Annotated in this window: 10 protein-coding genes; 8 read left to right on the plus strand and 2 right to left on the minus strand. The window is 40.6% G+C overall.

Going from position 1 to position 15,691, the window contains the following annotated elements:
- The first annotated feature begins 24 nt into the window (after nt 1–24).
- Complete coding sequence (locus tag WAO84_RS15945; RefSeq protein ID WP_340067063.1) at nt 25–1,923, plus strand: amidophosphoribosyltransferase; 1,899 nt, start codon at nt 25–27, stop codon at nt 1,921–1,923.
- Nucleotides 1,924–2,317: 394 nt separating this feature from the next.
- Here WAO84_RS15945 and WAO84_RS15950 read toward each other — a convergent pair whose 3' ends face one another.
- Entirely contained in the window at nt 2,318–2,926 is a 609-nt protein-coding gene (locus WAO84_RS15950; RefSeq protein WP_340067064.1) for a superoxide dismutase, read from the minus strand.
- Nucleotides 2,927–3,055: 129 nt separating this feature from the next.
- Between WAO84_RS15950 and WAO84_RS15955 the strand changes: the two genes are divergently transcribed.
- The 7 genes from WAO84_RS15955 (at nt 3,056) to WAO84_RS15985 (ending at nt 14,852) form a co-directional block, all read left to right on the plus strand.
- Complete coding sequence (locus WAO84_RS15955; protein WP_340067065.1) at nt 3,056–6,160, plus strand: UvrD-helicase domain-containing protein; 3,105 nt, start codon at nt 3,056–3,058, stop codon at nt 6,158–6,160.
- Between the two features lie 30 nt (nt 6,161–6,190).
- Nucleotides 6,191–7,384, plus strand: a complete 1,194-nt coding sequence (gene kbl, locus WAO84_RS15960) for a glycine C-acetyltransferase (protein ID WP_340067066.1) — start codon at nt 6,191–6,193, stop codon at nt 7,382–7,384.
- A gap of 112 nt (nt 7,385–7,496) precedes the next feature.
- Complete coding sequence (locus WAO84_RS15965; protein WP_340067068.1) at nt 7,497–8,855, plus strand: OmpA family protein; 1,359 nt, start codon at nt 7,497–7,499, stop codon at nt 8,853–8,855.
- Nucleotides 8,856–8,923: 68 nt separating this feature from the next.
- On the plus strand, nt 8,924–11,689 hold the full coding sequence (locus WAO84_RS15970; RefSeq protein ID WP_340067070.1) for a PD-(D/E)XK nuclease family protein: 2,766 nt from the start codon (nt 8,924–8,926) through the stop codon (nt 11,687–11,689).
- Nucleotides 11,689–12,546: an alpha/beta hydrolase family protein gene (locus WAO84_RS15975; protein ID WP_340067072.1), complete on the plus strand. Its 858-nt coding sequence runs from the start codon at nt 11,689–11,691 to the stop codon at nt 12,544–12,546. Before WAO84_RS15970 ends, WAO84_RS15975 begins: the two co-directional genes overlap by 1 nt.
- 317 nt (nt 12,547–12,863) lie before the next feature.
- Nucleotides 12,864–14,264 (plus strand): hypothetical protein, encoded by a 1,401-nt coding sequence (locus WAO84_RS15980; RefSeq protein ID WP_340067073.1) that lies wholly within the window; start codon nt 12,864–12,866, stop codon nt 14,262–14,264.
- Between the two features lie 147 nt (nt 14,265–14,411).
- Entirely contained in the window at nt 14,412–14,852 is a 441-nt protein-coding gene (locus WAO84_RS15985; protein ID WP_340067074.1) for a hypothetical protein, read from the plus strand.
- Nucleotides 14,853–14,956: 104 nt separating this feature from the next.
- Here the strand turns inward: WAO84_RS15985 and WAO84_RS15990 are convergent, their stop codons facing one another.
- On the minus strand, nt 14,957–15,670 hold the full coding sequence (locus tag WAO84_RS15990) for an SDR family oxidoreductase (protein ID WP_340067075.1): 714 nt from the start codon (nt 15,668–15,670) through the stop codon (nt 14,957–14,959).
- Between the last annotated feature and the right edge of the window lie 21 nt (nt 15,671–15,691).

Here is a 15,691-nt window from a genome sequence, read left to right on the forward strand (position 1 = left end):
GGGCATTTTTAATTAAAAGCGCATATGAGCGATCATATAAAACACGAGTGTGGTATTGCCATGATAAGGCTTCTAAAACCACTTGACTATTACAAAAATAAATACGGGAGTGCATTTTACGGTATAAATAAAATGTATCTCATGATGGAAAAACAGCATAATCGCGGACAGGATGGTGCCGGTTTTGCCAGTATTAAGATGGATACTGCACCCGGGGAGCGCTATATAAGCCGTATTCGCTCTAATAAAGGCCAGCCCATACAGGATATTTTTTCACAAATAAACCAGAGAATAAACGAAATACTTGAACAAACACCTTCTATACAGGAAGACCTGGAAGCCCAGAAACGCAAACTTCCTTATTTGGGAGAGCTCTACCTGGGCCATGTACGCTACGGTACCTTTGGTAAAAACAGTATAGAAAGCGTACACCCTTTCCTACGCCAAAACAACTGGATGCACCGAAATTTAATTGTAGCCGGTAACTTTAACATGACCAATGTTAATGAGTTGTTTGACAACCTTGTAAAACTGGGGCAGCACCCCAAAGAAAAAGCCGACACCATTACAGTGATGGAGAAAATAGGGCATTTTCTGGATGATGCTGTGGGAAGGCTTTATAAAGAAATAAAAAGTGAAGGGTACACTAAAATTGAGGCATCCTCAATAATAGCCAAAAGACTTAACGTGGCCAAAATATTAAGAAAGGCAGCCAAAAACTGGGATGGAGGTTACGCTATGGCCGGAATGCTTGGGCATGGAGACGCCTTTGTATTAAGAGATCCTGCAGGTATCAGGCCCGCTTATTATTACAAAGACGATGAGATTGTAGCCATTGCCTCTGAAAGGCCGGTCATACAAACTGTTTTTAATGTAGCGTTCAAAGATGTTAAAGAACTGCAACCCGGTAAGGCCATTATCATAAAAAAGAACGGAAAAACCGCTATCAAGGAAATCCTCGAACCATTGCCGCGTAAAGCCTGTTCTTTTGAGCGTATTTATTTTTCAAGAGGTAGTGATGCCGAAATATATGAAGAACGCAAAATGCTGGGGCGCCTTTTGTTGCCGGAAATACTCGAAAAAGTGAATTACGATCTTGAGAATACCGTTTTTTCATATATCCCTAATACCGCAGAAACATCGTTTTTCGGGCTCGTGAAGGAGGCCCAGAATTACCTTAACCATAAAAAAGAAGAACTTATTCTTAAAGAGGGTAGCGGGATTACTCAGGAACGCTTACGGCACATACTCTCTGTAAGGCCCCGTATAGAAAAAATTGCAATTAAAGATGCAAAACTCAGAACTTTTATAACAGAAGACAGTAGCCGGGATGACCTGGTTGCCCACGTGTATGACGTTACCTATGGCGCGGTGGCACCAACTGATAATCTTGTAATTATAGACGACAGTATTGTAAGAGGCACCACACTTAAGAAGAGTATTTTAAAAATGCTGGACAGGCTAAATCCTAAAACCATCATAGTTGTGTCTTCTGCTCCACAAATACGGTACCCTGACTGTTATGGCATAGATATGGCCAGACTTGAGGATCTCGTTGCCTTTAGAGCTGCTCTCGCGTTACATAAAGAACGAGATACATACCACGTTATAGACAGCGTATATGAAAAATGTGTTTCCCAGAAAGATCTGGACCCTTCAGAAATTGACAATTTCGTAAAAGAAATATACGACCCCTTCACCGATCATGAAATCTCCGAAAAAATTTCAGAGTTATTAAGTGATCCTGAAATTAAATCAGATGTGAGGGTAATTTTCCAGTCGGTTGACAATTTACATAAAGCATGTCCTAAAAATCTTGGGGACTGGTATTTCACAGGCAATTATCCTACTACAGGTGGGAACAGAGTAGCCAATAGGGCGTTTATGAATTTTTATGAAGGAAAAAAAGAGCGGGCTTATTAGTAAGATAAAACTTGTTAAAATGCACTTTATCGGAAAAATTTGCATTTTATCTGATTTTTTATTCTAACAAAACACTTTAGTCTACTTTTAGATCACCATAGCATAAGTAGGTTAAGTTCATGGTAAGATTTGGGGCAAAAAAAGGTGGATTCTTTCCACCTTTTTTTATTATAACACTCTTCTAAAAAGATTCTCTTCTTTTCTGTTTTTAAACTGATTTTTAATAGCTTTGATCCAAAATTTTGTTAAATAACATCTTTTTATTAAGAGTATTTAAAAACAATGTTATATATTTGGATCACCATAGCATAAGTAGGTTAAGTTCATGGTAAGATTTGGGGCAAAAAAGGTGGAATTATTTCCACCTTTTTTATTTTCCATATGTATGCAATGCCTATTTATTAGCAGCATAAAGCTCCGCTACTTTGTTCCAGTTAATTACGTTGTAAAAAGCAGCTATATAGTCTGGTCTTCTGTTTTGATAGTGCAGGTAATATGCATGTTCCCAAACATCAAGTCCCAATACAGGAAAACCTCCACAACCAATACCAGGCATTAAAGGATTATCCTGATTAGGTGTAGAGCATATTTCCAGTTTACCTCCTTTATGAACACAAAGCCATGCCCATCCCGAACCAAAACGGGTAGCTGCCGCGTTGGAAAAAGCCTCTTTAAATGCATCAAAAGAGCCAAAGCTATCATCAATAGCATTAGCTAATTCTCCGGTAGGTACTCCTCCGCCATCAGGAGACATTACTTCCCAAAATAGATTGTGATTATAAAATCCGCCTCCATTATTTCGTAGAGCCGCGTTTTTCATATCGAGCCCTTCCAAAATATCTTCAATAGATTTTCCTTCCAGGTCGGTATTGGCAACTGCATCGTTAAGTTTAGTAGTATAACCATTGTGGTGCTTGGTATGGTGTATTTCCATCGTACGAGCGTCCACATGCGGTTCCAGCGCGTCGTAAGCATATGATAGCTTAGGTAATTCGAATGCCATAATTATTTATTTTAAGTTTTAATTAATACTAATGTTGAACAAAATTACGAACATTCTTAAACAATGCATAATAATTAATTGTTAAGAACCCATATAGATTATTTATCTTGCCATTAAATACAAATACCTTTGCAACCTTTTACTATTTATAATGCTTCAGCCGGTTCAGGCAAAACTTTTACCCTGGTAAAAGAATATTTAAAAATTATATTGGGAAGCCCGTATCCAGATCATTTTAAGAGTGTTCTCGCCATTACATTTACCAATAAAGCCGTAAATGAAATGAAAGAACGTATTCTCATGAACCTTAAATCTTTTAGTACCATTAAAGAAGGGGTTCCGGGGAATACTATGTTCGATGCCGTGGCAAACGACCTAAAAATATCCGATACAGAACTAAGTTCACGTGCCACCCGAGCCTTAAACAAAATACTACATCATTACGCACTTTTTGATATTGTAACCATTGATAAATTTAACCATCGCCTGTTAAGAACTTTTGCCCACGACCTTAAACTTCCCATAAATTTTGAAGTGGTTCTGGACACAGCCCTGCTATTACAGGAAGCTACCGATATGCTGCTTTTTCAGGCAGGTGAAGATGCCCTGCTAACAAAAGTATTATTAGATTTTGCACTGGAAAAAGCAGATGACGATAAAAGCTGGGACATTGGGAGAGACCTTTTCAATATGTCAAAATTGCTTCTCAATGAGAACCATACCCAACCGCTTACTCAATTGCAAAATATTTCTTTAGAAGATTTTCACAGCACGGGCGAAACTCTTAGAAAACAGATACGTGAAAATGAATTGCGTATTAAAAATGAGGCAAAAAAAGCACTGGAATGCATTGAGAACCGGCAAATACCATTTAACAGTTTTACGCGTGGCTCTCTCCCCAACTTCTTCAAAAAATTAGCTGAAGGTACCCTTCAGGTAAGCTTTGGATTAAAATGGCAGGAAAATATTGCCGGTGAACCCCTTTATCCTAAAAAAACCGATCTCGATACGGCCGCTCAAATAGAAAGCATACAACCGGAACTGGCACACTATTTTGAAACGGTTAAGGCACTGTTCTACAAAATACGATTCCTGCGCAACCTTACCGGTAACCTCACCCCCTTATCGCTGCTAAACACCATACAACAACATTTACAGATCATTAAAAATGAACGTAACCTTTTAATGATCTCAGAGTTTAACCAGTTAATATCAAACGAGATCGCTTTGCAACCCGCCCCGTTTATATACGAGCGTATTGGTGAAAAGTACAGACATTATTTTATAGATGAGTTTCAGGATACCTCTGCATTACAATGGCAAAACCTGGTACCACTCATAGGCAATGCATTAGAGAGTGAAACCCTGTCGGGGCAAAGAGGTACCCTTATGCTGGTAGGAGATGCCAAACAGGCTATATACCGCTGGCGCGGTGGTGAAGCAGAACAATTTATTAATCTCTATCAATGCCATAACCCTTTTCAGGTAGAAGAAAAAACAGTATTGAACCTCCCTAAAAACTTTCGAAGCTGCCGGGAGATCATTGAGTTTAACAATCGGTTTTTCCGTCATATCGCTCCCCTGCTTACAGAGCCGTCATATAAGGATCTTTTTTTAAACAGCCATCAGGATATTAATAACAGAGAGAACGGATATGTGCATTTTGATTTTATTGAAAAGAACCAGGTTGCTGATGAAGCTATTGCCTATTGCGAGAAAGTAGTAGCGCACATACGGCGATCTGTAGAAGAAGGATGGCAATACAGTGACATCTGCATTTTAACACGACGAAAAAAGGAAGGTAGTATCCTGGCCTCTTACCTTACCGAGCATCATATTCCCGTAGTTTCTTCAGAGTCCTTGTTGGTGTATAAAGACCCAGGGGTACACTTTCTTATAAACATCCTGCAATGGTGCACCCAGCCGCAAAATAAAGAGATCACTTTTTCCTTACTCCTGTATCTCTCGCAAAATAATGAGGTTCCTGTGCATACTTGTATCCAGGAGTATCTCAATAATCCTGTAAAGCTTTTTGAGACCTATAGCTTCTCTCCGGATGCTTTCAGGCAATTACCACTTTTTGAAGCCTTTGAATATGCAGTATTTTGCTTTGTGCTCGGCGAATCTTCAAATGCACATATTCACTATTTTATGGATGAAGTGCTTGAGTTTTCAGTACGTGCCGGTAGCTATAGCGAAGACTTCCTCTCTTATTGGGAAAAGAAAAAAGAAAACCTCAGCATTGTATCTCCACAGGACAGCAATGCCGTAAAGATCATGACCATTCACAAATCAAAAGGTCTTGAGTTCCCCATTGTTATTTATCCGTTCGCCAACACACGTATTAAAGATGAAATAGATGCCAGACTATGGCTTCCTGTTCATGATGAGACCCTGAACCTTCCGGCAGCACTTTTTTCTAAAAATAAGGACCTCGCAGAGTATCATGAAGATTATAAAAAAAGTATTCAAACCTATGAAGCCCAGCAGGAGCTGGATCAATACAACCTGCTGTATGTAGCACTTACCCGTGCCGTATCACAATTATACATAGTATCAGACTACAGTGTGAACAATAAAGGGGAGGAAACCACCAATACATTTTCAGGGTTGTTCATAAACTATCTAAAAATCACACCGGTATGGAACGACTCCCAGCGCTCTTTTCATTTTGGTGAAAAGCCTTTACCCAAGAAACCAGCCTCGGCACCCACGGCAGAAGTGCTTACGTTTTCTTCTAAAAACCCCCTGAACCCGGTCTTTAAAACCATTACCAAAGGAGGTGCGCTCTGGGAAACCTCACTTGAAACCGCCAGAGAAAAAGGCAATTTGTACCATTTGCTGCTTTCAAGAGTACAGTACCACAACGAGCTAGACGATATGCTTGAAGAAGCCGAAAAGGAAGGTATTATTGCCAACGAACGGCCATCCCTTTTTGAAACTTTGAGCAAAGTGATCTATCGCGAAGAGTTGGCGCCCTATTTTAGCCAGCCCTATACCATATACAATGAGCATGATATTTATACGGCTTCGGGAGACGTACTCAGGCCAGATCGTATAGCTATTGACAACCGGGGAAATGCTACGATCCTCGATTATAAAACCGGTAAGTTCTCAGACACCTATACACATCAACTGCAAATGTATGAGGCAGCCCTTACCGAGATGGGGTACTGTGTTAAAAATAAGATATTGGTTTTTATAGGGCCCGAAATAGAAGTACAGTACGTATAAACTTTACTATTTTTGCAAAAAATATTTTTTATGTACGGCAAACTGAAAGAACATCTTCAAAAAGAAATTGAGGAAATAAAAGAAAACGGCTTATTTAAAAAAGAGCGTATTATTACCTCTAAGCAGGATGCGGTTATTAAAATTGCATCCGGCCAAGAAGTTATTAACTTCTGTGCCAACAACTATCTGGGCCTCTCTTCCCATCCGGAGGTTATTAAGGCGGCAAAAGATACGCTGGACAGCCATGGATTTGGTATGTCATCCGTACGATTTATTTGCGGCACACAGGATATTCACAAAACACTCGAGCAAAAGATCGCAGATTTTTATGAAACCGAAGATACCATTTTATACGCTGCAGCTTTTGATGCCAACGGAGGTGTTTTTGAACCCCTTTTTACCGCAGAAGATGCCATTATTTCAGATTCTCTTAACCACGCTTCTATTATTGATGGTGTGCGTTTGTGCAAAGCCAAAAGATATCGTTATCAAAATAACGATATGAATGATCTGGAAAAACAGCTACAGACCGCTAATGAAGACGGGGCCCGGTTCAAGATCATCGTGACCGATGGTGTATTTTCTATGGATGGACTGGTGGCTCCGCTCGATAAAATATGTGACCTGGCAGAAAAGTATGAAGCCCTTGTAATGGTAGATGAATGCCACGCCGCAGGATTTCTAGGTGATACCGGCAAAGGGACACCCGAACTGAAAAACGTAATGGGCCGTGTTGATATTGTTACCGGTACCCTGGGCAAAGCCCTGGGAGGTGCCATGGGAGGCTATACCACAGGTAAAAAAGAAATTATAGAAATATTGAGGCAGCGATCCAGGCCCTATCTTTTCTCAAACTCCCTCGCTCCCAGCATTGTAGGCGCTTCTATTAAAGTATTTGAAATGCTTTCTGAGAATACATCACTCAAAGATAAGCTCCAGTGGAATACCCGTTATTTTAAAGACGGACTCAAAAAAGCCGGATTTGATATAATAGATGGTGATTCGGCTATAGTTCCCGTAATGTTATACGATGCCAAACTTTCTCAGGTAATGGCAGACAAATTACTCGAAAAAGAAATTTATGTAATAGGCTTTTTCTATCCGGTAGTACCTAAAGGTAAAGCCAGAATAAGAGTACAGCTTTCCGCAGCTCATGAGAAAGCGCACCTCGATAAAGCCCTGGATGCTTTTACCACTGTTGGTAAGGAACTTGGCGTTATCTAAAAGGTTTGCGGTTTTACGGTCAAATCAAAAAAATTAATATATTTGTTTTTGTTAATAAAATTTAACAACTTACATTTGTCGTTAATTAACACTTAAAATTAAATAATTAAACATGAAACATCTTAGCAAATTATTAGTTGCTGCGTTACTCTTTGTAGGACTTGGCAATATGCAAGCTCAAGACCAAAACAATCCCTGGCTTGTTAGTTTTGGTATGAACGCTATAGACGTTTATCCTACAAATCAGCCCGGATTAGGAAAATGGTTTGATGAGTATTTCAATGCTAACGATCACTGGAATATCATCCCTACCATTTCTCAGATATCTGTATCACGTTATGTAGGAGACGGTTTCTCTGTGGGCGTTCGAGGGTCATTAAACCAAATTGATAAACTGGGTGATACCCGTGTAGATGATCTTTCTCACTACGCTATTGACGGTACCATTAAATACAACTTAAACGAGTTCCTTAAATTAGGAAAGTTTGATCCTTATGTAGAAGTTGGTGGTGGTTATACCTGGGTAGATGAGATTGGTGCAGGAACTATTAACGGTGGTATTGGTTTCAACTACTGGCTAAGTGAAAACATAGGTCTTAACGTACAAACTTCTTATAAGCATGCTTTCGAAGATTACGGAGTTGAGCATTTCCAGCACCTTGCCGGAATCGCTATTAAGTTTGGCGGTACCGATACTGATGGTGACGGTATTTATGACAAAGACGATGCCTGTCCTGAAGTTGCCGGTCTTCCTGCATTTAACGGTTGTCCTGATTCTGACGGTGACGGTATAGAAGATGGGAAAGATTCCTGTCCTAATGCTGCCGGTCCTGCAGAATTAAACGGTTGTCCTGATGCTGACGGTGACGGTATTGCCGATAAAGATGATGCTTGTCCTAACGAAGCAGGTTCTGCACAATTAAACGGATGTCCTGATGCTGACGGTGACGGTATTGCCGATAAAGATGACAACTGTCCTAACGAAGCAGGTCCTTCTGCTAACAAAGGATGTCCTTACCAGGATAGAGATAAAGACGGAGTTCTTGACAAAGACGATCAGTGTCCTGACATTGCCGGAACAGTTGCTAACAAAGGTTGTCCTGAAGTGACTGAAGAAGTACAGAAACAACTTAACGAATATGCGAAAACTATTCTTTTCGATACCGGAAAAGCCAGCATTAAAAAAGAATCTGAGCAGGTACTTTCTGATATAGTTGCCATCCTTAACGAGTATCCTAATGCCAAATTCTCAATAGATGGTCACACAGACAGCGTTGGTAGTGAAAAACTAAACCAAAAGCTTTCTGATGCCAGAGCAAATTCAGTGAAAAGTTATCTTGTTGAAAATGGTATCAATGAGTTCAGACTTTCTTCAATGGGTTATGGTGAGTCTAAGCCTATCGCTTCAAACAATACCAAAGCCGGAAGACAGCAAAACAGAAGGGTAGAAATTAACTTAGTTAAAGACTAATTTATAAATACCCAAATACCTTATAGAAAAACGCACCGGAAATCCGGTGCGTTTTTTATTTTTATACAATGAAGCCTTTTTTACAGCAAATAGCAGAGACCCTTGTTACCCAATATACACAACTTAGTGATCTGGTACTTGTACTTCCCAGTAAAAGAGCAGGGTTGTTTCTTCGTGATCAATTACTACAACATAACCAGAAAACAGGATTTGGCCCTTCCCTTTACAGTATTGAAACCTTTGTGAAAGAACTCTCCGGGCTTAAAACCGCAGATACTACCGTTCTCCTCTTTGAACTTTACGATACCTACCGGCAACTCACCCCTGAAAAAGAAGCAGAAAGCTTCCATTCTTTTGCCAAATGGGGAACAATGCTGCTACAGGATTTTAACGAGATTGACCGGTATCTTATTGACTCTCAAAACTTCTTTACCTATCTCTCCTCCATCAAAGAACTCAATCACTGGTACCTCAAGGAGGAAAAAACAACACTTCAAAAAAACTATATCCGGTTCTGGCAACGTTTTGGCAATTATTATCAAAAGTTTACAGAACGGCTTCTCGAAAAACAAACCGGTTACCAGGGCCTTCTATACCGGGAAGCCGTAGCCAATATTGAACATTATCTTCAAAATCATTCCGGAAAAAACTTTGTGTTCATAGGCTTCAATGCTTTAAACAAAGCCGAATCTGTTATTATTCAGGAATTTCTTGAATTTGGAAATACCCGCATTTTCTGGGATATCGATCCTTATTTTATTTCAAACCCCGAGCACGATGCCGGCTTTTTTATACGAAAATATCTCAAGGAGTGGAAATACTTTAAAAAGCATCCTCCTGCACTGCCCGAAAGCACTTTTACCCAAGCTAAAAACATTCAGATTACCGGTATTCCCAAAAATGTGGGACAGGCAAAGTACGTAGGGCAGCTTATCCAAAAATGGCAGGAACAGGGTAAAACACTTCAAAATACGGCTATTATATTAGGCAATGAGTTGCTTCTTGCACCGGTTCTCAATGCCTTACCTTCCTCCGTTACCCGGGTGAATATTACCGGAGGGTATCCCCTTTTCCTTACACCCGTAGCATCCTTTTTCAATGCCTGGTTTGAGCTTATTGCCAATCATTCCGCACAGGGACACTATTATCAACATTTGGTAAACTTCCTGTCGCACCCTATGGGAAAAATGGCCCTTTTACACGAAAAAACCGATTATGCCACCAAACTCCTTCAAAGAATACACCATGAAAATCTTGTTTTTGTAGATAGTGACACCCTTACCCGGCATTTTGCAGCAAATACCACTGCGGTTGTAGAGGCTATTTTCCTCACTAACGAAAAAACTCCGGTAAGCAAGATCATACAAAACGCATCATCCCTTATCGCCCATTTAAAAGAAGTGTACCAGACCACCCAAAAGCAACCATTATATCTGGAATACTTATACCGGTTGTACCGGATATTTAACCAAATAGCACTTCTCAACACACAGTATAACCATATTGGCGACCTTAAAGGGCTTAGGCACGTTTTCAAAGAACTCATACACCAGGAAACCATAGATTTTCAGGGAGAGCCTTTACAGGGCCTGCAGGTAATGGGAGTGCTTGAAAGCCGTAATCTGGATTTCGAAAATATTATAGTTACTTCAGTTAACGAGGGCATCCTCCCGTCGGGGAAAACAGATGCTTCTTTCATTCCGTTTGATCTTAAAACCGCCTACGGTATCCCGACCTATAAAGAAAAAGATGCCGTCTATACCTATCACTTTTACCATTTGTTGCAAAAAGCCAAAAACATATGTTTGCTGTACAATACAGAACCCGATGTGCTGGAAGGTAGTGAAAAAAGCCGTTTTTTGTTACAGCTTACCCTTTCCAGGATGCCCATGCATCACATTACAGAAACCACCGTAGCCCCCGAAGTGCATATTGCTACCCCGCCTCCCGTATCCGTAGAAAAAAATCCTTCCTTACTATCCAGGCTTTCAGAAATAGCCGAAAAAGGCTTTTCTCCTACCGCCCTTACCACTTTTATAAGGAATCCGTTAGATTTTTATATGCAATCGGTTTTGGGCATACGCAACGAAGCAGAACTGGAAGAAACCGTAGCGGCCAATACCCTGGGAACCGTAGTACACGATACTCTGGAAGCTTTGTATAAACCTTTTGAAGGGCATTTTCTCCATGCCGATACGCTTTTAGAAACTACACAAAACATAGTAACAGAAGTAAAAAAGAATTTTACAAAAACCTATAGAGGCGGTGATATGAGCCGTGGTAAAAACCTGCTCGTTTTCAATATTGCCGTACGGTATGTAGAAAAATTTCTGGAAATGGAAATAGCAGATCTCCGTGCCGGGGCCTCCATACAAATTATACATCTGGAACAATCTCTTAAAACTCCCGTTCCTGTTCCCGAACTGGATTTTCCGGTATATATTCAGGGCAAAGCAGATCGTATTGACAAAAGGAACGGTACCTTGCGGATCATTGATTATAAAACAGGAAAAGTGCAGCAAAACGAACTGGAACTGTATGACTGGAACCTCCTGACTACCGACTATAAGTACAGCAAGGCTTTTCAGGTACTGGCCTATGCCTATATGCTACAAGACTTATTGGGAACGCACGATACTGAAGCCGGTATCATTTCTTTTAAGAACTACCAGGGAGGCTTTCTCAGATTTGCCGTTAAAGAAGGGCCCAGGGCCCGTGAAAAACACTATGGGATCACTACCGAAACCCTGGAAAACTTCCGGTTACAGTTACAACAGCTTATTTTAGAGATATGCCACCCCCAAACCCCCTTTATTGAAAAAGAAATATCCTGATGAAAAACTACCAAAACCAAATACTGCAAAGAGAAAATAAAAAACCCATATTGTATGATCTCTATCATCCGGGAGATAAAAAAGCGGTGCCTCTGGTGATTTTTTGTCATGGCTACAAAGGTTTTAAAGACTGGGGTACCTGGCATCTGGTGGCACAGGCTTTTGCCAATAACAGATTTTGCTTTGTGAAATTCAATTTTTCACACAATGGGGGTACCGTAGAACAACCAATCGATTTTCCTGATCTGGACGCTTTCGGACAAAATAACTACAGTAAAGAACTGGCAGACCTCGAGGACCTCATAAACCATATTCAAAACACCTATGCAACTCTTACCCATTGCCAGAATATTACATTAATAGGGCATTCCCGCGGTGGCGGTATCGTAACCCTTTACGGGGCCGAAGATGCACGGGTTAGCACCGTAGTGAGCTGGGCCGGGGTTAGTGATTTTAAGAAGCGGTTTCCCACAGGAGACCTTTTTGATACCTGGCAGGAAAAAGGAGTTAGTTATATTACCAATGCGCGTACTCAACAACAAATGCCACATTATTTTCAGTTTTGGGAAGACTTCGCTGCCAATGAAACACGTCTTACCATTTCCCGCGCTGCTGCAGAGCTTACTCATAAAAACCACCTTATCGTGCACGGCACCCGGGACACATCAGTTACTTTTGATGAAGCCGAAAACCTGCACCAATGGAACCCGAAAAGTGAATTGTATATACTGGAAGGAGCCGATCATGTTTTTGGCGCCAGACACCCGTGGAACGAAGATACGCTACCCCCTTTCCTTAAAGATACCGTTAAAAAAACCATTGATTTTATAAAACAGAAAACATCCCGGTCTAAATAAAACAACACACTTCACAGATCTTTCGTGTCCCTTTTTTGACACAGGCTAAAAAAAGTTTGCCACATCTTGCAAACAAAGCAAACATACCCTCTAAAAGTGAGGTATTATAAAGATAATTGAAAAAATATAAGAATTATCATACAGAATAATACCTGTTTTTATATAGGTTTTTTACTACATACAATAAGATTTCGTAAATTGGTATCATTACCACGCATCTCCTCACAGAACGAATGTGTAAATAGCATAGCTATTGCAATGTGAGTATGACACTTGCAGAAGTATATAAAAATCATTATAACTCTAAATCTGATACTATGGCAAAACAAACAGACAAAAACCTTTCAAATCGCTCAGACAACGATTGCGATATTACCAGAGACACCATTCTGGACAAAATGATTGAACGTGGTGTGCGCTCAGAAGAAATATATAATCCCTCCTGGCCACTTCCGTCCTGGTTCTTAAAAGCAGGGGTTGGTATTAGTATCTCCAAACTTGCCGAACGAATTACGGCTAGCCTCCAGAATTCCAATTCCAGAATGGTACATAACCGGGAAAACGCCCAAGGTAACATCAGCGCTGATGTAAAACTGGGTGCGATAGAGCTCAAAGCTACCAAAGACGGCCATATTAACTTTGCTGCTACACTGGAAGGTAGCATTACATACGACCAAAAGAAGATTACCGGTAAATTTAAAATGAAATTTAACCTCGCCGGTATCGATCTGGGTATCTTTAAGTTAGAATCGCGTGATACTGGCCAGCAAATGGTCTATGACCTGAGACTCAACCTAGAAGGGAAAAACATAGACTGGGTATTTTCCAAAATTACTGTGGTTATTCCAAATAAAATAAAAGATGCCCTTATCAGCATTCTTTCCCGTTTCTTTGATACAGAGATCCTGTTACATTCCATGAGTTTTGACAAAAACATGGATATGCCTTCTTTGGACGAAGGAAAATCGGTTACCATAAAATCGCCGTTACCAAAAGCTAAAAACATTCATTATACCACAAATGCCTATTACAACACCCTTATTATCGGGTGGACAGCAGGAACCTCAGGTATGCGTAATGATGATATAAAGCGTATAAGTAAAAATGTATATAAGTCCGGTAGATTCATGCAGGTTGTTTTCTCACCTAACTTTCTGTACGATGAGATATCCGAAGTTTTTAAAGCCTTTTTTGGCCATTTCCCGCTCTTACATCCCGTAAATGCAAAGACGGTATTAATTGGAGGTGGCAATGTATATGGTGTTTCAGTAAATGATGTTAAGTTTAAAGGAACAGATATTGAACTTATTAAAGCCCTTTTTACGTCCAAAGACGCACAATTGGCTGCTTTGGCTCAAGTAAAAGGAAAAAAGTTTGACGTGCATGCTGACCTCGGGTTTTGTATTGATTTCAACATAGGGCCCCTTAAAGGTCAAAAACAGGAAATAAGTGTTCATATTGTAGAAGGCTATGAGCATATACAACTGGCTTGGTGGCAAAAAGCGATCATTGCTGTTTTCTCGGGAGTATTTTTCCCAATAGCTCTGGCCATTGTAGGAGCGTTGGTACACAAAAAACTGGCAGATCTTCGTGACAATACGGTTACTTTTGAATATACCCTTACCGACTATGCCTTACTAAAAGATATTAGTGTAACGCCTACTCCGCACTTTCTGAAAAACTCATACTGGATAGCCGTTAACTTTGATGCTCCCTGATACGGTTCAAAACCACTTACATACAAAGTAAAGCCCCTTAAAGGGGCTTTGTTTTTATAATTCTAACCAACAAATATTTTATAACCAAAACATTAGTAAAACCACCTTATCTTAGCAATTTTAAAAGCTCTGTGGAAACCAAACCTCATGAAAAAAATACTTTTTATTTTGGGCTTAGTGGCCTATAATACCGTATCTCTGGCGCAACAGACCCCCGACCAGATGACTTCGCTGTTCTTTGAGAAATACGAAACCGATACCGATGGCGCCTTTGATTATATTTTTGCTACCAACCCGTGGATGCAAAAGAATAAAGATGGTTCTGAAAAAGTAAAATTTCAAATTCGGGAGTTTAAAACCATTTCGGGAGCCTATACCGGATTTGAAAAAATAAGAGAAACCCGGCTGGGAGAAGGTTTTAAAGTAGATGTATATCTGGTAAAATATGAACGGCAACCCCTGCGTTTCATCTTCAAATATTACAAGGCAAAAGATATATGGGTATTGTACAATCTGAAATTTGACGACAAGATTGACGAAGAGCTTGATAAAGCAAATACCAGTCAGCCATCCTACCGTAACCACTAAGGCCACTATTCTCTCCTCGTAAAACAATGTTGGATGTAAACCATACATACCGGTTATCACCTTACCAAAAAACTTTCATAAGGTGATTACCGTATCCGTTTTTACTATTTGAGGTCGGGACGTGTAGGGCGCACTTCTACTTTGCTGGGGAGTGTACGCGGGTGCATACGCAGTAAATCGGCAATAAGCTGCCCAATATCTTCCGGTTGTATTTTCCAGGCATCGGCCTCAGAAGGGGTGTGGTCATTAAAATGACTCGCTACTGATCCCGGCATGATCACTGTAGTTTTAATATCATACGGCCGAAGGTCCAGCATGGCTGCCTGCGTAAACCCTACCACACCAAACTTAGATGCGTTGTATCCGGCACCTTTGGGAAAGAAATTGGCACCCGCCAGGCTGGCCAGTGTCATATAGTACCCTTTAGAAGCCTTTAGGGCCTCTACCGAGGCTTTTAAGGTATAAAACACCCCGGTAAGATTGGTGTCTATCATTTGCTGCCATTGTGCAGGCGTCATCTCATCTATGGGCGCGAAATGCCCCAGTCCGGCATTGGCCAGCACCACATCCAGTTGCCCCCAGGTATCCAAAATAGCTTGTACTGCTGCCTGTTCTTCTTTCAGTTGGGTTACATCACTGCCCAATCCCAATACTCGCGAAGCATTATCCGTAAGCTGGCGTGCAGCCGTTTCTGCATCTTTCCGGTTACGTCCGCTAATCGCTACCCGCATGCCGGCATCCAATAATACTTTGGCTACCCCAAAACCAATACCTTTGGTGCCTCCGGTTATATAGACTACTTTGTTCTCTAATGCCATGATCTTGTTTTTGTGATAAAG

This window comes from Ascidiimonas aurantiaca (assembly GCF_037646345.1).
GTDB classification, from domain to species: domain Bacteria; phylum Bacteroidota; class Bacteroidia; order Flavobacteriales; family Flavobacteriaceae; genus Ascidiimonas; species Ascidiimonas aurantiaca.